Below are 18,815 nucleotides of genomic sequence, written 5' to 3'. Positions count from 1 at the left end.
GTCATCGGCAATCTCTCAATAAAAAAGCCGCTAACTCTGCCGTTGACCACTGACAGAGCTGACAGACATGCCCACCACGACGTGGATAATGGCCAAGTGATAGCCATTGCACGAACCAACCGGTACATTTCATTGAGCAAAATGTAACCATCATTTGCTACACGCCCGCCGCAACGGGATAATGCGCGCCACTCGGCGCTAAGCGCTACGTAAGGTAGTTCGCGTTTTTTGCGACTCACCGCGTCAAGGAAGCCCGCAGGGGCGGGATGAATGTCTGTGATCAATTTCAACATCGCCCAATGGCGCGCGTGGGCCCCTGGGCTCGAAAGCGTGGACGATTGGCAAGCCTGGAGCCGACAACCGGTCGTGCTTGCGAGCAGCGATGCCGCCCCCGACGTCTCGTTTCTGCCGGCCATGCAGCGCCGGCGACTCAGTCGTCTGGCGCGAATGGCGTTCAGTGTCGGCTGGCCCTTGGCCGATGGCCGCCAGGACCTACCGTTGGTCTTTATTTCTCGCCACGGCGAAACCCCGCGCACTTTCGATATTCTCAGCGATCTGGCTGCCGATCAGCCGCTGTCGCCGACTCAATTCAGCCTGTCCGTGCACAACGCGATCATCGGCCTGTGGTCGATCATGCGCGGCGAAACCAGCGAAATGACGGCCCTCGCTGCAGCCGGTGACGGCCTTGAACACGGCATGCTAGAGGCCGCGGCTTTGCTTTCCGAGGGCGCTCCCGCAGTACTGCTGATCGTCACCGAAGAGCAACCGCCCGAAGCCTACTCGACCTGGATCGACGACGTGCCATTCCCTTACGCGGTCGGCCTGCTGATCACTCCCGGAAACGACTGGCAGTTGTCCCTGAACAGCGCCGCGGATGAGTTGTCCAAAGCCCACTGGCCCCATGCCCTGAACCTATTGAGTACCCTGCTCGGCCAGCAGACAACCTGCCAACATGCCTGGAAAAATCGTGTATGGACCTGGCAACGCAACCTGTAACCGAAAAAAACCGCGACGCCTATTACTGGCGCCTGCTGGCTACTGCCGCAAGCTTCACCCTGTTCGGGTTGGGCGGGCTGTGCCTGCGGCTTGTGGTTTTCCCGCTGCTGAATTGCCTGCCCGGCGATGCCCGGACACACCGGCGGCGAGCGCGGCACACTGTCGCTCGTCTGTTCTGGTTTTTTGTGCGGTTCATGGCTCGCACCGGCGTGCTGACTTACGACATCCAGGGCGCCGAAAAACTCGGGCGACCGGGGCAAATGATCATTGCCAATCACCCGTCGCTGATCGATGTGGTGTTCCTGATCGGCCTGGTGCGCCACGCCAACTGCGTGGTCAAGCAAAGCCTCTGGGAGAACCCCTTTACCCGCGGCCCGCTGCGCTGCATCGAATACATCAGCAACGACGGCAGCATGGACATGCTCGATGCCGCTGCCGACGCGCTGAAAAGCGGCCAGACCCTGATCATCTTTCCCGAAGGCACCCGCACTCAACCCGGTCAGGCGCCAGCCTTCCATCGGGGTGCTGCGGCAATCGCTCTGCGCGGTGCGAAAATCCTCACCCCGGTGATCATCAAGGTCAGCCCGACTACGTTGACCAAGGCCGAGCCCTGGTATCGGATCCCCAAACGCCGCGTGCACTTCAGTTTCCGTGTCGGGGCCGATATAGACCCACAAGCCTTCGCCTCGCTGGGCCCTGCTCCTCAGGCCTCGCGCAAGCTCAATGACTATTTGCATCATTACTATATTAAGGAGCTCGCCGAAGATGAGCGATCTACACCGTGAAATCAAAGAACTGATCATCGATGCCCTGGGCCTTGAAGACATCAGCGCACAAGACATCGGCGACGACCAGACGCTGTTCGGCGAAGGCTTGGGCCTGGATTCGGTAGACGCTCTGGAACTCGGCCTGGCAATCCAGAAAAAGTACGGCATCAAAATCGACGCCGACGCCAAAGACACCCGCAATCACTTCAGCAACGTGGCGAGCCTTGCGGCGTTCGTCACTGCAAAACAGGCAGCTTGAGACCGGACCATGCAAACTCGTGACGACATCTTCAACACCCTGCGCGATGCTCTGGTCGAACTCTTCGAGCTGGACCCCGAGCGCGTGAGCCTCGAATCCAACCTGTATCAGGACCTGGAAATTGACAGCATTGACGCGGTCGACCTGATCGATCACATCAAACGCCAGACCGGCAAGAAAATCGCTGCCGAAGAGTTCAAATCGGTGCGAACCGTCAGCGACGTGGTCGAGGCGGTCTACCGTCTGGTTCAGCCGGCCGCATGAGCCGACTGATCGGCCTCGGCCTGCTGCTGGCGGGCCTGCTGTACCCCTTTGCGGTGTATTTCGGCATGGAGCACTTTGCCCCGTGGCAGTTCGGTCTGCTGCTGGGCAGCCTGTGGCTGGCCCGGGCACTGCTCGGTGCGCGCAAGCCTGGCAGTCTGTGGATGGCGATCACCGCGATTGCTTTTTGCCTGCTGCTGGCGTTGTTCGACAGCCCGCTGCTGTTGCGCTGGTACCCGGTGCTTATCAGCGCGTTCATGCTCGGGCTGTTTGGCCTGAGCTTGATCGTTGGCCCGCCGATCATCGAACGCCTGGCGCGTTTGCGCGAACCGCAACTGCCGGCCAAGGCGATTGCTTATACCCGCCAGGTGACGATCGTCTGGTGCGTGTTTTTCTTCTGTAACGGTTTGCTCGCCGCCGCCCTGACCCTCTGGGCGCCGCTAAGTTGGTGGATGTTGTACACCGGCCTGATTTCCTACGGATTGATGGGCCTGCTGTTTGCCATTGAATGGCTTATACGACAACGGGTACGAGGCCACCCATGAATTGGATAAAACTTGAGCACCTGTTGCTCAAGGCTCAACCGGAACGTGCCGTGACGGCCGAACCGGCACTGAATCACGCACAGCTTTGCGAACAGGCGTTGAGCCTCGCCGCGGGCCTGCAAGCCCAGGGTGTGCGGCGCATTGCCGTGCACCTTGAGGACGCTGCCGACCTGGCGATTGCCCTGCTGGGTGCCTGGCGTGCCGGGGTCAGCGTGCTGCTGCCCGCAGACCTGCAAGCCCAGACTCGCCAGCGCTGGTCGACCGAAGTCGATCTGTGGCTGACCGATCAGGCCGATGACGCGCACCTGAGCGATTACCGGCATCCGCCGTTGATGGCCGCCGCGCTGGATCTGGATCGCTGTTCGTTGAGCCTGTGCACGTCCGGCTCCAGTGGCGCGCCCAAGCGCATCGACAAAACCCTGCGCCAACTGGCCAATGAAGTCCAAGCGCTGGAGCGGCTCTGGGGCGCCGATCTTGGCGCGGCTTGCATCATCGGCAGCGTCGCCACTCAACATATTTACGGATTGTTGTTCCGGGTGCTGTGGCCGCTGTGCGCCGGGCGCTCGTTTGTGCGCAAGCAGCTGGCATTCCCTGAAGACCTGCAGCGCGCCAGCCGCGAACACCCGGCGTTCGCCTGGGTCGCCAGCCCGGCGCTGCTCAAGCGCATGGGCGACAACCTCGACTGGCCCGCTTTAAGTGCGGTTCGCCGAGTGTTTTCCTCCGGCGGCGCCCTGCCGGTCGAGGCAGCACAAAGCCTTCAACAACGCCTGCAGCAATGGCCGACAGAAATCCTCGGCAGCTCGGAAACCGGCGGCATCGCCTGGCGTCAGGGCCATGCGCTCTGGCAGCCCTTTGCTGCTATCGAGTTGAGTCAGGACAGCGACGGCGCCCTGCTCATTGCTTCGCCGTACTTGCCTCCCGGGCATATCGAACACACCGCGGATGCCGTGCGAATCGCTGCCGACGGCCGATTCGAACTGCTCGGACGGCTGGACCGGATCGTCAAACTGGAAGAAAAACGTATCTCGCTACCGATGCTGGAACAGGCACTAATGGCCCACGACTGGGTCGCCGAAGCGCGTCTTGGCGTGGTTCAGGAAAACCGCGCTTCGTTGGGTGCGCTGCTGGTGCTGACCGAGTCAGGCCTGCACGCCTTGCGCAATCAGGGTCGACGCACCCTCACGCAAGAATTGCGTCAGCATCTGAGCCAGCATTGCGAAGCCCTGGCCCTGCCACGACGCTGGCGCCTGCTGCGGCAACTGCCGCTGAACGCGCAGGGAAAACTGCCCCAGGCCAACGTCGAGGCCCTGTTGCTGGCGCCGCGTCCAAAGGCACCGGAAGTGCTGGAGCAGATCGAAGTCGATGGCGAGTGGAGCCTGCAACTGACGGTACCACCCGACCTCGCCTACTTCAGCGGCCACTTCCCTCAGGCGCCGGTATTGCCCGGCGTGGTGCAAGTGGAGTGGGCGTTAATGCTGGGTCAGCAATTGATGGACCTGCCGGCAAAATTCGCGGGCATGGAAGTGCTGAAATTCCAGCAACTGGTGCGCCCGGGCGATGAAGTCCAGCTGCACCTGCGCTTCGATCCGTCGCGCAGCAAGTTGTATTTCACCTATCGCAACGAGACCGCGACCTGCTCCAGTGGGCGAATCTTGCTGGAGGCGGCAGGCGATGCGTAACCTTGGTGAGTGCGGCGCACTCATTCGCGAGCAGGCTCGCTCCCACACTGGATCTGCGTCCAACACGAATCCCCTGTGGGAGCGAGCCTGCTCGCGATGCAGGCGCCTCGGTGTTTCAGGCGAAACCCAACATGCATAACCCTTGCGCAATCATCCCGGTCTACAACCACGAAACCGCCATCACCACGGTGGTTGATGCGGTGCTCGCCAGCGGCCTGCCGTGCATTCTCGTGGACGATGCCAGCAGCCCGGCCTGTGCAAAGGTGCTTGATCAACTGGCCCAGCGCGACAAGGTGTTCCTGATCCGACTCGGCGCCAACCAGGGCAAGGGTGGCGCGGTCATGACCGGTTTTCGCGAAGCCTCGCGCCTGGGCTTCAGCCATGCCTTGCAGGTGGACGCCGACGGTCAGCATGATCTGCAAGACGTCCGGACCTTCATCGAACTATCACGCGCCCATCCCGAGGCGGTGATCTGCGGCTATCCGCAATACGACGCCAGCGTGCCGAAAGGTCGCTTGTACGCCCGTTACCTGACTCACGTCATGGTCTGGATCAACACCCTGTCCTTGCAGATTCGCGATTCCATGTGCGGCTTCCGCGTCTATCCGTTACCACCGACCCTGGCGCTGATCGATTCGGCGAAAATCGGCAAGCGCATGGATTTCGACTCGGACATTCTCGTACGACTGGCCTGGCGCAATCTCCCCATGCAATGGTTGCAAACCAAAGTCCATTACCCGCTGGATGGCGTCTCGCATTTCCGACTGTTCCACGACAACGTGCTGATTTCGAGCATGCACACCCGGCTGTTCTTCGGCATGTTGCTGCGGGCGCCGGTGATTCTCTGGCGACGGTGGCGAGCATGAGCACTGACGCGGATAAAAAGCACTGGGCTGATCGCGAAGAGCGCGGCAGCTTCTGGCTGATGAAATTCACCGCACTCTGCGCCAAAGTGCTGGGCCGTCGGCTGCTGAGCCCGCTGCTGTACGGCATCGTTCTGTACTTTTTCCTGTTCGGGCGCAGCGCCCGTCACAGCGCCTGGCAATACCAGCAGCGGCTCGCCGACTGGAGTGGTCGCAACGAATTGCGCCCGACCCATTGGCGAGTCTTCGGCCAGTTCATGGCCTTCGCCGACTCCATGCTCGACAAGCTCGACGTATGGAACGGCAAGTTGAGCATCGAGCAGATTGAAATCATCGACCCGGCCTTGCTGCGCAATCAACTGCGCGGCACCCGCGGGCAGATGCTGGTAGGCGCGCATTTGGGCAATCTCGAGGTCTGCCGTGCGCTGGCCGAAATCGGTGAAAAAGTCACGATGAACGTGCTGGTGCACACCAAGCACGCCGAGCAATTCAACCGCTTGCTGGGCGAAGCCGGCGCGACCAATCTGCGGCTGATTCAGGTCAGCGAGCTGGATCCGCTGATCATGCTGCAACTCCATGAACGCCTGGAGCGCGGCGAGTGGCTGGCGATTGCCGGCGACCGCGTGCCGCTGCATGGCGGGCGCAGCGTGACGGTGGACTTCCTCGGCCATCAGGCCGCGTTCCCTCAGGGGCCGTGGTTGCTGGCCGGCCTGCTGAAATGCCCGATCAACCTGATGCTGTGCCTGAAGAAACCGACGGGCGACTATCGATTGACCCTCGAACCGTTCGCCGAGGCCGTGGTGTGGAAGCGCAGCGACCGCGAGCAGGTCATTCATCAGTGGGCCTCCCGCTATGCCGAACGCTTGGGTCACTATTGCCTTGAAGCGCCCCAACAATGGTTCAACTTTTACCCTTTCTGGAAGACCGATGACGACGCCAACGCTTGAGCCGGTAACCTTCGGCGAACTCCCTTTGCGCATCGAAGACGTGCTGGCCCTGGCCAACCGTCAGGTGCCGACGCAGTTGCAAGGCGACCCTGCGTACCGCGAGCGTATCGCCAAGGGTGCGCGATTCCTGGACTCCCTGCTGGACAAGGAAGGCGTGATCTACGGCGTGACCACCGGTTACGGCGATTCTTGCGTGGTCGCGGTGCCGCTGCATCACGTCGAGGCACTGCCACGTCATTTGTACACCTTCCACGGCTGCGGCCTGGGCAAACTGCTCGACGCGCAGGCCACTCGTGCGGTACTGGCGGCGCGTTTGCAGTCGCTGTGCCACGGCGTGTCCGGGGTGCGTGTGGAACTGCTGGAACGCCTGCAAGCCTTCCTCGAACACAACATTTTGCCGCTGATCCCGGAAGAAGGTTCGGTGGGCGCCAGCGGTGATCTGACGCCGCTGTCCTATGTCGCCGCGACTTTGTCCGGCGAGCGTGAAGTGATGTTCCGTGGCGAACGCCGCCAAGCGGCCGACGTGCACCGCGAACTGGGTTGGGAGCCGCTGGTACTGCGCCCGAAAGAAGCGCTGGCGCTGATGAACGGCACCGCAGTCATGACTGGCCTCGCCTGCCTGGCCTATGCCCGCGCCGATTACCTGCTGCAACTGGCGACGCGCATCACTGCGCTGAACGTAGTCGCCCTGCAAGGCAACCCGGAGCACTTCGACGAGCGCCTGTTCGCCACCAAACCGCATCCGGGGCAGATGCAAGTTGCGGCGTGGCTGCGCAAGGATCTGGCGATCGACGCGCCGACTGCGTCGCTGCATCGCCTGCAAGACCGTTATTCCCTGCGTTGTGCACCCCACGTCCTCGGCGTATTGGCCGACAGCCTGAACTGGCTGCGCTCGTTCATCGAGATCGAGCTCAACAGCGCCAACGACAACCCGATTATCGACGCCGAAGCCGAGCGCGTGCTGCACGGCGGGCACTTCTACGGCGGCCACATTGCGTTCGCCATGGACAGCCTGAAAAACCTGGTGGCCAACGTCGCCGATCTGCTTGATCGTCAACTCGCCTTGCTGGTGGACGAGCGTTACAACCACGGTTTGCCGAGCAACCTGTCCGGTGCCACCGCGGATCGCGCAATGCTCAACCATGGCTTCAAAGCCGTGCAGATCGGCACCAGCGCCTGGACCGCCGAAGCGCTGAAAAACACCATGCCGGCCAGCGTCTTCTCGCGCTCCACCGAGTGCCACAACCAGGACAAAGTGAGCATGGGCACCATCGCCGCCCGCGATGCGATTCGCGTGCTGGAGCTGACCGAACAGGTCGCCGCTGCCACCCTGCTGGCCGCCAACCAGGGCGTCTGGCTGCGCAGCAAGGCCGAGGATGCGCGTCCATTGCCGCCAGCACTGGCCGCCATGCATGAAGAGCTGGCCAAAGACTTCCCGCCGGTCATCGAAGACCGCGCGCTGGAAGGTGAATTGCGCCTGTGCCTGCACCGCATCGCCGAGCAACACTGGAGGCTGCATGCGTAGCAAGGGAGTGCTTCACACCGATACGGAAGTCCTCGTGCCGTTCTTTGATGTCGACACCATGAACGTCGTCTGGCACGGCCATTACATCAAATACCTGGAAGTCGCCCGCTGCGCGCTGCTGGACAAGATCGGCCACAACTACACGGCGATGGTCGAGTCAGGTTACGCGTGGCCGGTGATCGACCTGCAATTGCGTTATGTGCGCGGCGCCGTGTTCGGCCAAAAGCTGAACGTGCGCGCCAATCTGGTGGAATGGGAGAACCGTCTGAAGATCAGCTACCTGATCAGCGATCTGGAAACCGGCGAACGTTTGACCCGCGCCAGTTCCGTGCAGGTTGCCGTCGACATGAGCAGCCGCGAAATGCAGTTGGCCTCACCCAAGGTCTTCACCGACGCTGTTGAAAGGATGCTCGCATGACCCTGCTGAAGACCGTCTGTAGCAGCTGGCGAGCCGGCGAGGCTGCGTTCGGCGGCGAAGCCGTCGCAAAACCTGCACATGTGGTACATCAGAAGAATCGCAGGACGACTGCTACGCAGCCTCGCGGGCTCGGCAGCTGCTACAGGGTTGTGGTGGGGCTAATGTTGATGGTTGGCTTTTCTTCGCTGGCGCAGGCTTTTGATTTGCAGCAATTGAGTGATCAATTGGCCAAGCCTGATGTGATCCACGGCAACTTCATCCAGGAAAAACACCTGCGCGCCCTGCCCCAGCCGCTGACCAGCAAGGGCACTTTCGTTCTCGCTAAAAACCACGGTTTGCTCTGGCTGCTGAAAACCCCGCTGCAACAGGATTACCGCATCAGCGCCAAAGGCATCGCCCGGCGTGACGCCAGCGGTTGGCAAATGCTGCCGAGCAAGAGTGCCGGCGCCGAGCAGAACCGTTTGTTCCTTGCGGTACTGCAAGGCGACAGCAGCGGGCTGCAACGGGATTTCGAGCTTTCACTGAGCGGCGATACACAGAACTGGAAGCTGACGCTGACCCCGCGTTCCATGCTGCTCAAGCAGGTGTTCACTCAAATCAACATTGCCGGCGGCGAACTGGTGCACAGCATCGAGCTGCTCGAAACCCAAGGCGACAGCACGCTTTTACGCATGCAGGACAGCACCAGCGCCCAACCGTTGAGCGATGCGGAGCAACATGACTTTGCCGAGTGAACGGAGGCTTCCACGGCTATTTCTGATCCTGCTGCTGGCGGTGCTCGCGCTCGCCGGTTGGCAATGGCGTGACGGCGCCCCGCTGTCGGCCAACCTGATGGAACTGGTGCCGGGCACAGCGCCAGACGCGCTGGAGCTGCGCGCCGAACAACGCATGCAAGAACCGCTGAACCGCGAAATGCTGGTGCTGGTCGGCCACACCGATCGCCAGCAAGCGGTCGCCATGGCGCAGAAACTGGGTGAGCAATGGCAGGCGAGCGGCTTGTTCGAAAAGGTCCAGTGGAACCTGCAAGCCGACCTGCCGGCGCTGCGCACGCAATTGCTCAATGGCCGACTGGCGATGCTCTCGGCGGCTGACCGGCAGCAACTGATCGAGCATCCCGACGCCTTTATCCAGCAGCGAGTACAAGCGCTGTTCGACCCTTTCACCGGTTTCAGTCTGGTGCCGAGCCAGGATGACTGGCTGGGCCTGACCGGGCGCATCCAGAACAGTCAGCCGCAGCACGGTTCGGTGCAACTGGACATCGGCAGCGGTGCGCTGGTCGCCGATGCCGACGGCAAGAGTTGGGTGCTGCTGCGCTCGCGCACCACGGGCAACGCCTTCGACATGAACCTGCCGCTGCAAGTGGCCGACCTGCTCCAGCACAGCCGTGAAGAAGCCGCTCAGGCAAACGTTCAGTTGCTTGCCGCCAGCGGCTTGCTCTATGCGGCCAGTGGGCAAAAGCAAGCCACCCGGGAAATGACCTGGGTCGGTGGCGGCGCCACGGCGGGCATTCTGATGCTGTTGCTGCTGGCCTTCCGGCGCTGGCGAGTGTTGCTGGCCTTCGTTCCGGTGCTGGTCGGCATGCTCTTCGGCGCGGTGGCCTGTGTCGCGCTGTTCGGCCATATGCACGTGATGACGCTGGTGCTTGGTTCCAGCCTGATCGGCGTAGCGGTCGATTACCCGCTGCATTACCTGTCCAAGAGCTGGAGCCTGAAACCCTGGCACAGTTGGCCGGCCCTGCGCCTGACGTTGCCGGGCCTGACGCTGAGCCTGATCACCAGTTGCATCGGTTACCTGGCCCTGGCCTGGACACCATTCCCGGCTCTGACCCAGATTGCCGTGTTCTCTGCCGCCGGTCTGCTCGGCGCTTATTTGTCCGCGGTGTGCCTGCTGCCGGCACTGCTCAAGGGCACAGATCTGCGTCCAGCGCAGTGGCCGCTGCGGGTGTCCGAGCTTTTGCTGGGGCGCCGTGAAGCGTTGCTCAAACTCGCGAGTACGCCGGTGCTGCTGGCGCTGCTGATTGCCTTTTGTGTGGGCGGCCTGTTGCAGCTCGACACCAAAAACGACATTCGCCAGTGGGTCGGTGCACCGCAGCAACTGACTGACGAAGCACAAACCATTGCGCGCATCACTGGTTATCAACCCACCAGCCAGTTCTTCCTGGTGCGCGCGGCCAATCAGCAGCAATTGCTGGAACGCCAAACCGCGCTGAGCGAGCGGCTGGATCAGTTGGTCAACCTGGAAAAACTCCAGGGTTATCTGTCGCTCAATCAACTGGTCAGCCAACCGACCGAACAGCGGCAAGTGCGTGAAGCGCTGAACAAGTTGCCAAAGTTCTGGCAACCGCTGCTCGATGTCGGCGTGCCGGCCGAGTCGCTGCACGCGGAGCTCACGAAGTTGCAGGCACTGCCCACCGAAGACATCGACGCGGCATTGGTCGGTCCGTTGGCCGAGCCCTATCGCGCACTGTGGCTGGGACCGACCGGTGACGGAGTAGCGGCGATGGTCAGTCTGCAAGGCCTGAACAACCCCTCTCTGCTGCGAGTTCAGGCGCTGGATTTGCCGGGCGTGGAACTGGTGGATCGCCTTGGTGAGTTGAACAAGGTGTTCGCCGACACCCAGATCAGTGCCGCAGAGTTGAAACTCGCTTCCTGTGTGCTGATCGTGCTGGTGCTGATCCTGCCGTTCGGCTTCGGCGGCGCGCTGCGGATCGTCTCCCTGCCGCTGCTGGCCGCGCTGTGCAGCCTGGCCAGTCTCGGCTGGCTGGGGCAACCGCTGACGCTGTTCAGCCTGTTCGGCCTGCTGCTGGTGACGGCCATCAGCGTCGATTACGCGATCCTCATGCGCGAACAGGTCGGCGGCGCCGCCGTGAGCCTGCTGGGCACCTTGCTGGCGGCGCTGACCACCTGGCTGTCGTTCGGTTTGCTGGCAGTGTCCAGCACGCCGGCAGTCAGCAACTTTGGCCTGTCGGTGAGCCTGGGCCTGGCGTTCAGCTTCATTCTTGCGCCGTGGGCCGGACGCCAGATTCACGCCGCCCCGGTCGCGGAGTCAGCCACATGATGATCGCCTTATTCTGGGTCATGGCCCTGGCGCTGTTCGCCGTGGCCACCCGTGTCGGCCGTCACTTCGGGGTGATCCCGATTGTCAGCCAGTTGCTGCTGGCCACCTTCGGCCTGCCGCTGCTGATGTACTTCTGGATCGAACCCCAGTGGCAATTGAGCGGCGCCGCGCTGGTCGCGCCGGCCTGGCTGAAAAACGTCTACAGCCTGAGCTTTGCCTTGTTGCTGGGGCACATTCTCAGTGACGTGATTGACCTGCGACTCGACCGTCAGAGCCTGAAAATCGCCCTGCCGAGTTTCTCCATTCCGTTTGCCGGCGGGCTCGCAACAGCGGTGTGGCTGTTGCCGCCGCAACCGTGGATCAGTTCGCTGGCGGTCGGTCTGGTGTTCGCCATCACCGCGATCCCGGTGTTGTATTTGTACCTGCGACACATCAAATATCCGCCCGCAGCGACCCGGCGACTGGTGCAAACCGCGATCCTCATCGACCTGACGTGCTGGACACTGTTCGGCTTCGCTCAGGGCAGCCTGCACCTGAGCAGCCTCTTGCTGCCGCTGGCCGGCGCTTGCCTGCCGTTGCTGCTGCGCTTGCTCGGATTGCGCCAGCCGTTGCTGCACAGCGGGTGCTTCTTCGCACTGCTGGTCGTGGCGGAACACTTCAAGCTCAACGCGCTGATTTTCGGCATCGGTTACCTGTTATGGATGGCCGCGCTCAAAGTGCCATTGGTGCTGCCGTTGCCGGTGATCTGGATGAGTCACTTGCAGACGTATATCGCGATCCCGCTGATCCTCACGTTCGGCATCGTGCAAATCAACGTCCACGCGGCCATGGCCAGCCTCGGCTGGGTGCAACTGGCGGCACTGCTGCTGTTCCCGATTGTCAGTAAACTGCTGGGCAACTGGCTGGGCCTCGGCTGGGCCGGCGCCTCGTTTGAAGGCGCCAGTCGCTGGCGGGAAAGTGTCTTGCTGAATATTCGCGGCTTGAGCGAGATCGTCTTTCTCAACCTGCTGCTGCAACAACAACTCATCAGCCCGGCGCTGTACTTCGCGCTGATGGTGATGGGCCTGATCGCGACACTGCTGCCGGCACTCGCCGGCATGCACCGCCCCCCTCTGAACATCGCCGTCCCGGCAAGGAGCCCCCGTGCCAACAGTTGAAATGGAACATCGCCAGGTCGTGGTGATCGGTGCAGGTCCATCGGGCGCCATCGCCGCCGCGCTGCTCAAGCGCAAGGGTCATGACGTATTGATGATCGAACGCCAGCATTTCCCAAGGTTTTCCATCGGTGAAAGCCTGCTGTCCCACTGCCTGGATTTCGTCGAAGAAGCCGGCATGCTCGAGGCGGTGAACGCCGCCGGATTCCAGTTGAAAAACGGCGCTGCGTTCGCCTGGGGCGAGCAGTACAGCGCCTTTGATTTCGGTGACACCTTCAGCAACGGCAAGCCGACCACCTTCCAGGTCCTGCGTGCCGATTTCGACAAGCTGCTGGCCGATCAGGCCGAGCTGCAAGGCGTGGACATTCGCTACGGCGAAGCCATTGTCAGCGTCGATTTCACCCTGCCAAAACCGCAGCTCGATGTGCTTCGCGAGGACGGCAGTCAGTACCGCGTCGAAACCGATTTCGTGCTGGATGCCAGCGGCTATGGCCGCGTGTTGCCGCGCTTGCTCGACCTTGAAGCGCCGTCGGATTTCCCGGTACGCCAGGCCGTGTTCACCCACGTCGAAGACCACATCGACAACCCGGCCTTCGAGCGGGAAAAAATCCTCATCACCACCCATCCGATCCACCGCGACATCTGGTTCTGGACCATCCCGTTCAGCAACGGCCGTTGCTCGGTGGGCGTGGTCGCGGCAGCCGAACACTTCGACGGTCGCATGGAAAATCTGGACGAGTGCCTGCGTGGGTTTATCGCGCAAACCCCAAGCCTGGCCGGTGTGCTGAACAACGCCGTGTGGGATACGCCCGCTCGAACCATTGGCGGCTACTCGGCCAACGTCAAAACCCTCCACGGGCCAGGCTTTGCCCTGCTCGGCAACGCCGCAGAATTCCTCGACCCGGTGTTCTCCTCCGGCGTGACCATCGCCATGCGCTCGGCGAGCATGGCCGCCGGGGTTCTGCATCGCCAACTGCAAGGCGAACATGTCGATTGGCAGACTGAGTTCGCCCTCCCGCTCAAGCGCGGCGTCGATACGTTCCGTTGCTACGTTGAAGGCTGGTACGCCGGGACCTTCCAGGACGTGATTTACCACCCGGACAGCTCGCCGGACATCCGCCGCATGATCAGCTCGATTCTGGCCGGTTATGCCTGGGACGAGCGTAATCCGTTCGTCGCCGAACCCAAGCGCCGCCTGCGGATGCTCTCGGAGCTCTGTGCAAGGGATGCCACATGAGCTACTTGAGCGACACCTACGTCGAAGAAACCCGCTTCGGTTTCTGGTTTCTGCGCAGCCACACCTGGCAGCACCATGTGTTGCGAGTAGCGATCAATGACCTTCGCGGCCTGTTCAGTGAACCATTGCCGAGCAACCCGGTGCTGCTGGATGTCGGTTGCGGTCAGGGCAAGTCGTTTCAGTACTTGCGCCAGACCTTTGCGCCCCAGCGCCTGATCGGTCTGGACGCCGACCCTCACAGCCTGAACCTGGCCGGCGAAGAAGCCGTCCGTCAGGGCATGGCGGTGGAGTTGACCGGCAGCGACTGCGCGAGCATCAACGTCCCCGACGCCAGCGTCGACCTGCTGTTCTGTCACCAGACCTTCCATCATCTGGTGCAGCAGGAACAGGCACTGGCCGAGTTCTACCGCGTGCTCAAGCCCGGGGGCTATCTGCTGTTCGCCGAATCCACCGAGGCTTACATTGATACCTGGGTGATCCGCTGGTTGTTCCGTCATCCGATGCACGTGCAGAAGAGCGCCTCCGGGTATCTGGACATGATTCGCCAGCAGGGTTTCGAACTCGGCCCGAAAAACGTGTCTTATCCATACTTGTGGTGGAGCCGTGCCAAGGATTTCGGCCTGTTTGAACGCTTGGGTCTGCGTCGGCCAAAGCCCTTTGGCCAACGGGAAGAAACCCTGGTCAATGTGGTCGCGCGCAAACCGCTTGAAGGTGCTGTGTGATGTCTAGCGCAATTCAAACCTGTGGGAGCGAGCCTGCTCGCGAAAGCGGTGTGTCAGTCAACAATAGTGTTGGATCTGCTGACGCATTCGCGAGCAGGCTCGCTCCCACAGGGTGTGCGGCGCTGCTGCGTTTTCTGCTTTTGGGTTGCGTCCTGTTGCTGAGCGCCTGTGCCAGCCGGGCGCCGCTGCCCGAGCAAACCCCGAACCTGTCGCTGCCGCTGCAATTGCACATCCAGCGCCTGGTGGCCGACCAACGACAGGACTGGGTGCTGGTGATCCAGCGTGAAGACTCTGGCATTCGCTGGTCGATGATGGACTTGCTGGGCATTCCCCAGGCACGCCAGAAACTGGTCGATGGAGAGTGGCAGGCTGACGGTCTGCTGCCGCCCAATCCGGAAGCGCGAGAGCTGTTCGCCGCGCTGCTGTTTGCGCTGACCCCCAAAGATGAACTGTCGGGCAACTATCCCGCCGCGTGGCAGCATGGCTCGCAACGGTCCTTGCCAGCGCACTGGGAAGTCCGTTACTCACAACCCATGAGCTTTGAATTGAACCTGCCCAAAGGCCCGAAATATAAAGTCACGCCGCTCAGCGGGGACGCGCCATGACCGCCTACCTGAATGCCCTCGGGGTGATCTGCGCCCTGGGCCGTGACAAGCACGAAGTCGCTCGCAACCTGTTTGCCGGTGACTATTCGGGCATGCGCAGTGAGGCCGGCTGGGTGGCGGAACGGTCGTTGCCCGTGGCCGCGGTCCAAGGTGAACTGGCGCCGATCCCGGCTGAGCTCGCGCAGCAAAGCAGCCGTAATAATCAATTGCTGCTGGAAGCCGCGCTGCAAATTCGCGAAGACATCGATCAGGCGATCCAGACCTACGGCCGCGACCGCATCGGTATCGTTCTGGGCACCAGCACCTCGGGCATCCACGAAGCCAGCAGCGGCCTGGCCCATTACATCCGCGAGCATCAGTTCCCGGCCGATTACGACTACCAGCAACAGGAACTCGGCGCCCCGGCGAACTTCCTCGCCGACTGGCTGCAACTGAGTGGCCCGGCCTATGTGATTTCCACGGCCTGCACGTCCAGTGCCCGAGCGCTGATGAGTGCTCAGCGACTGTTGGACCTGGGCATTTGCGATGCGGTGCTGTGCGGCGGCGTCGACAGCCTGTGCAAGCTGACCCTCAATGGGTTCTCGGCGCTGGAAGCGGTGTCCGGGCGACGCTGCAACCCGTTTTCGGTGAACCGTAACGGCATCAATATTGGCGAAGCGGCGGTGCTGTTTTTGATGAGCAAAAATGTCGGCGACAGCCAGCCGATTGCCCTGCTCGGCAGTGGCGCCAGCTCCGATGCACATCACATTTCCGCACCGGAACCCAGCGGCCGTGGCGCCCTGCAAGCGATGCGCAAAGCCTTGAGCCGAGCACAACTGCAGCCGCAACAGATCGATTACCTGAACCTGCACGGCACCGCCACCCAACACAACGACGCCATGGAAAGCCTGGCGGTGGCGACGTTGTTCCCGGCGGGTGTGCCGTGTTCGTCGACCAAACCCATGACCGGCCACACCCTCGGTGCAGCCGGCGCTCTGGAAGCGGCGTTCTGCTGGTTGAGCCTGAGTGCAGGCAACCGCGACCACGCCCTGGCGCCCCACGTCTGGGACGGCCAACCGGATCCCGAGTTGCCAGCCCTGAAGTGGGTGACCCCGACCGATCGCCTGACGTCCATTGCACCTCGCTATCTGATGAGCAATTCCTTTGCCTTCGGTGGTAACAACGTCAGCCTGATTATCGGAGACGCCCCATGATTGACTGGCCGATCGCCGAACTGCTGCCGCACGCTGGCGACATGATCTTCATCGAGCAGATCCTGTCGTTCGATGACGAGCAGATTTACACCCGCCTCACTGTCAAACCCGATGGCCTGTTCAACCGCCCGGACGGCAGCCTGCCGGCCTGGGTCGGCATCGAACTGATGGCTCAGAGCGTCGCCGCCTACGCCGGTTGTCATGCGCGCCAGCGAGGCGATGCAGTGGAGTTGGGGTTTCTGCTCGGCACTCGTAAATTCGAATGCAACGTCGAGCACTTTCCCGCCGGCACCGAGCTGACCATCCACGGCATCCGCTCCCTGGAAGACGACAACGGCATGGGCGTGTTCGAATGCCACATCACCGCCCCCGGCATTCACGCCACCGCTCGCCTGAACGTGTTCCGTCCGCCTCAGGCCGCTCAATACCTTCATGAAACCCAAGGAACCCAGCCATGACTGAATCCGTACTGATCACCGGTTCCAGCCGTGGCATCGGCCGCGCTATCGCTTTGCGTCTGGCTCAGGCCGGGCATGACATCGTGCTGCATTGCCGCAGCGGCCTGGCGGACGCTGAAGCCGTGAAGGCCGAAATCGAAGCTTTGGGGCGCAACGTGCGCATCCTGCAATTCGATGTATCCGATCGCGCCAGCTGCAAAGCCATTCTCGAAGCCGACGTGGAAACCCACGGCGCCTATTACGGCGTGGTGCTGAACGCTGGCCTGACGCGCGACGGAGCTTTTCCAGCCCTGAGCGAGGATGATTGGGATGTGGTGATGCGCACCAACCTCGACGGTTTCTACAACGTGCTGCACCCGGTGATGATGCCGATGATTCGTCGTCGCGCGGCCGGACGAATTGTTTGCATCACCTCGGTTTCCGGGTTGATCGGCAACCGTGGCCAGGTCAACTACAGCGCCTCCAAGGCCGGTTTGATCGGCGCGGCGAAGGCGTTGGCGATCGAGTTGGGCAAGCGCAAAATTACCGTTAACTGTGTCGCACCCGGCTTGATCGACACCGCGATGCTCGATGAGAACGTGCCGGTGGAAGAACTGATGAAAATGATCCCCGCACAACGCATGGGCACCCCGCAAGAGGTGGCCAGCGCGGTGAATTTCCTGATGTCGGCGGAAGCGTCGTACATCACCCGGCAGGTTCTGGCCGTTAACGGAGGCCTGTGCTGATGAAGCGCGTCGTCGTCACCGGCATGGCCGGCATCACCTCACTGGGCAGCGATTGGGACACCATCGCCGCTAATTTCGCCGCCAACCGCAGTGGCATACGCCGCATGGACGAGTGGGATCGTTTCACCGAACTCAACACGCGCCTGGCCGGGCCGATCGATGACTTCAAAGTGCCGAGCCACTGGACCCGCAAGCAATTGCGCAGCATGGGCCGGGTCTCGCGCCTGGCGGTCGGCGCGGCGGAACAGGCATTGGCCGATGCCGGTCTGCTGGGTGACGAATCGATCAAGGACGGGCGCATGGGCGTTTCCTGTGGCTCATCCACCGGCAGCACCGACGAGATCAAGGCGTTCGGCAACATGCTGCTCAACTCGGTGGCCGAGGGCCTGAACGCCAACTCCTATGTGCGCATGATGCCGCACACCACGGCGGCGAATATCAGCATCTTCTTCGGCCTCACCGGCCGATTGATCCCGACCTCCAGCGCCTGCACCAGCGGCAGTCAGGGCATCGGTTATGCCTACGAGTCGATCAAGTTCGGTCGCCTGCCGCTGATGCTCGCCGGCGGCGCTGAAGAACTGTGCCCGACCGAAGCCATGGTCTTCGATGCGCTCTACGCCACCAGCCTGAAAAACGATGCGCCGCACACTTCCCCACGCCCCTACGACAGCGCCCGCGATGGCTTGGTGATCGGTGAAGGCGGCGGCATGCTGGTGCTCGAAGAACTCGAACACGCATTGGCTCGCGGTGCACACATCCACGCCGAACTCGTCGGTTTCGGCAGCAACGCCGACGGCCAGCACGCCACCCGCCCAGAGCAGGTCACCATGCGCCGGGCCATGGAGCTGGCCCTGGAGGATGCGGGGCTTAAGCCTTCGGACATCGGCTACGTGAATGGTCACGGCACCGCGACTGAACAGGGCGACATTGCCGAAACACTGGCAACGAGCGCGTTGTTCGGCGAGCACATGCCGATCAGCTCGCAGAAGAGTTTCCTCGGTCACACCCTCGGAGCCTGCGGTGCGCTGGAGTCCTGGTTCAGCATCGAAATGATGAACCGCGACCTGTACGTCCACACCCTCAACCTCGACGACGTCGACCCGCACTGCGGCAAACTTGATTACCTGCGTGGCGAGTTCCGGCAGATGAGCAACCAGTACGTGATGAACAACAACTTTGCCTTTGGTGGCGTCAACACTTCGCTGATCTTCCGTCGCTGGTCGTAACAGGGAAGTACGGTGATGCTGCGTTTTTGATCGGTCCCCCACTCTGCGTGGGAATGCAGCCCGGGACGCTCTGCGTCCCATCTAGAGCCGAACGCGGAGCGTCCGTTGAGGCATTCCCACGCGGGAGCGTGGGAACGATCCTCTGTGTAGCGTTCCTGGTTGGCAGGGGCCGTCCAGA

General features: G+C 62.1%; 20 protein-coding genes. All 20 read left to right on the top strand.

The genetic code is table 11. From position 1 onward, the window contains the following. Positions 1-270 precede the first annotated feature (270 nt). Positions 271-996 carry a beta-ketoacyl synthase chain length factor gene (locus ACYZTW_RS03050; RefSeq protein WP_403138960.1) on the top strand — a complete coding sequence of 242 codons (726 nt, stop codon included), beginning with the start codon at positions 271-273 and terminating at the stop codon, positions 994-996. Beyond that, the gene (locus ACYZTW_RS03045) at positions 972-1,781 is read left to right on the top strand and encodes a lysophospholipid acyltransferase family protein (RefSeq protein WP_462003681.1); all 810 of its coding nucleotides are present in this window, start codon (positions 972-974) and stop codon (positions 1,779-1,781) included. The genes ACYZTW_RS03050 and ACYZTW_RS03045 overlap by 25 nt, the downstream gene beginning before the upstream one ends. Beyond that, positions 1,762-2,022 (top strand): phosphopantetheine-binding protein, encoded by a 261-nt coding sequence (locus ACYZTW_RS03040; RefSeq protein WP_008149626.1) that lies wholly within the window; start codon positions 1,762-1,764, stop codon positions 2,020-2,022. Before ACYZTW_RS03045 ends, ACYZTW_RS03040 begins: the two co-directional genes overlap by 20 nt. A 9-nt stretch (positions 2,023-2,031) precedes the next feature. Beyond that, positions 2,032-2,286 carry an acyl carrier protein gene (locus ACYZTW_RS03035; RefSeq protein WP_007992314.1) on the top strand — a complete coding sequence of 85 codons (255 nt, stop codon included), beginning with the start codon at positions 2,032-2,034 and terminating at the stop codon, positions 2,284-2,286. After that, the gene (locus tag ACYZTW_RS03030) at positions 2,283-2,828 is read left to right on the top strand and encodes a COG4648 family protein (RefSeq protein ID WP_462003680.1); all 546 of its coding nucleotides are present in this window, start codon (positions 2,283-2,285) and stop codon (positions 2,826-2,828) included. Before ACYZTW_RS03035 ends, ACYZTW_RS03030 begins: the two co-directional genes overlap by 4 nt. Then, a complete protein-coding gene (locus tag ACYZTW_RS03025; RefSeq protein ID WP_462003679.1) occupies positions 2,825-4,507 on the top strand; it encodes an AMP-binding protein in 1,683 nt (560 codons plus the stop codon). The genes ACYZTW_RS03030 and ACYZTW_RS03025 overlap by 4 nt, the downstream gene beginning before the upstream one ends. Positions 4,508-4,638: 131 nt before the next feature. Then, positions 4,639-5,373 (top strand): glycosyltransferase family 2 protein, encoded by a 735-nt coding sequence (locus tag ACYZTW_RS03020; RefSeq protein WP_462003678.1) that lies wholly within the window; start codon positions 4,639-4,641, stop codon positions 5,371-5,373. Continuing rightward, a complete protein-coding gene (locus tag ACYZTW_RS03015; protein WP_462003677.1) occupies positions 5,370-6,317 on the top strand; it encodes an LpxL/LpxP family acyltransferase in 948 nt (315 codons plus the stop codon). Before ACYZTW_RS03020 ends, ACYZTW_RS03015 begins: the two co-directional genes overlap by 4 nt. Then, on the top strand, positions 6,298-7,842 hold the full coding sequence (locus ACYZTW_RS03010; protein ID WP_462003676.1) for an HAL/PAL/TAL family ammonia-lyase: 1,545 nt from the start codon (positions 6,298-6,300) through the stop codon (positions 7,840-7,842). Before ACYZTW_RS03015 ends, ACYZTW_RS03010 begins: the two co-directional genes overlap by 20 nt. Further along, on the top strand, positions 7,835-8,260 hold the full coding sequence (locus ACYZTW_RS03005; protein WP_462003675.1) for an acyl-CoA thioesterase: 426 nt from the start codon (positions 7,835-7,837) through the stop codon (positions 8,258-8,260). Before ACYZTW_RS03010 ends, ACYZTW_RS03005 begins: the two co-directional genes overlap by 8 nt. A gap of 161 nt (positions 8,261-8,421) precedes the next feature. Next, on the top strand, positions 8,422-8,994 hold the full coding sequence (locus ACYZTW_RS03000) for an outer membrane lipoprotein carrier protein LolA (protein ID WP_462005694.1): 573 nt from the start codon (positions 8,422-8,424) through the stop codon (positions 8,992-8,994). Beyond that, positions 8,978-11,317, top strand: a complete 2,340-nt coding sequence (locus ACYZTW_RS02995; protein ID WP_462003674.1) for an MMPL family transporter — start codon at positions 8,978-8,980, stop codon at positions 11,315-11,317. Before ACYZTW_RS03000 ends, ACYZTW_RS02995 begins: the two co-directional genes overlap by 17 nt. Continuing rightward, the gene (locus tag ACYZTW_RS02990) at positions 11,314-12,474 is read left to right on the top strand and encodes a cation:proton antiporter (protein WP_462003673.1); all 1,161 of its coding nucleotides are present in this window, start codon (positions 11,314-11,316) and stop codon (positions 12,472-12,474) included. Before ACYZTW_RS02995 ends, ACYZTW_RS02990 begins: the two co-directional genes overlap by 4 nt. Continuing rightward, the gene (locus ACYZTW_RS02985; protein WP_462003672.1) at positions 12,461-13,708 is read left to right on the top strand and encodes an NAD(P)/FAD-dependent oxidoreductase; all 1,248 of its coding nucleotides are present in this window, start codon (positions 12,461-12,463) and stop codon (positions 13,706-13,708) included. Before ACYZTW_RS02990 ends, ACYZTW_RS02985 begins: the two co-directional genes overlap by 14 nt. Beyond that, positions 13,705-14,430 carry a class I SAM-dependent methyltransferase gene (locus ACYZTW_RS02980; protein WP_462003671.1) on the top strand — a complete coding sequence of 242 codons (726 nt, stop codon included), beginning with the start codon at positions 13,705-13,707 and terminating at the stop codon, positions 14,428-14,430. The genes ACYZTW_RS02985 and ACYZTW_RS02980 overlap by 4 nt, the downstream gene beginning before the upstream one ends. Continuing rightward, entirely contained in the window at positions 14,430-15,035 is a 606-nt protein-coding gene (locus ACYZTW_RS02975; RefSeq protein ID WP_462003670.1) for a hypothetical protein, read from the top strand. The genes ACYZTW_RS02980 and ACYZTW_RS02975 overlap by 1 nt, the downstream gene beginning before the upstream one ends. Then, positions 15,032-16,228: a beta-ketoacyl-[acyl-carrier-protein] synthase family protein gene (locus ACYZTW_RS02970; protein WP_462003669.1), complete on the top strand. Its 1,197-nt coding sequence runs from the start codon at positions 15,032-15,034 to the stop codon at positions 16,226-16,228. Before ACYZTW_RS02975 ends, ACYZTW_RS02970 begins: the two co-directional genes overlap by 4 nt. Further along, positions 16,225-16,686, top strand: a complete 462-nt coding sequence (locus ACYZTW_RS02965; protein WP_008149597.1) for a hotdog family protein — start codon at positions 16,225-16,227, stop codon at positions 16,684-16,686. Before ACYZTW_RS02970 ends, ACYZTW_RS02965 begins: the two co-directional genes overlap by 4 nt. Beyond that, positions 16,683-17,411, top strand: coding sequence for a 3-ketoacyl-ACP reductase FabG2 (locus ACYZTW_RS02960; protein ID WP_462003668.1), 729 nt, complete (start codon positions 16,683-16,685; stop codon positions 17,409-17,411). Before ACYZTW_RS02965 ends, ACYZTW_RS02960 begins: the two co-directional genes overlap by 4 nt. Next, positions 17,411-18,637: a beta-ketoacyl-ACP synthase gene (locus tag ACYZTW_RS02955; RefSeq protein WP_462003667.1), complete on the top strand. Its 1,227-nt coding sequence runs from the start codon at positions 17,411-17,413 to the stop codon at positions 18,635-18,637. The genes ACYZTW_RS02960 and ACYZTW_RS02955 overlap by 1 nt, the downstream gene beginning before the upstream one ends. Positions 18,638-18,815 lie beyond the last annotated feature (178 nt).

It is taken from the genome of Pseudomonas sp. LB3P25, from assembly GCF_054897985.1.
The sequence above is the reverse complement of the archived record's forward strand: the minus strand, read 5'-3'. Positions and strand labels throughout refer to the sequence as shown.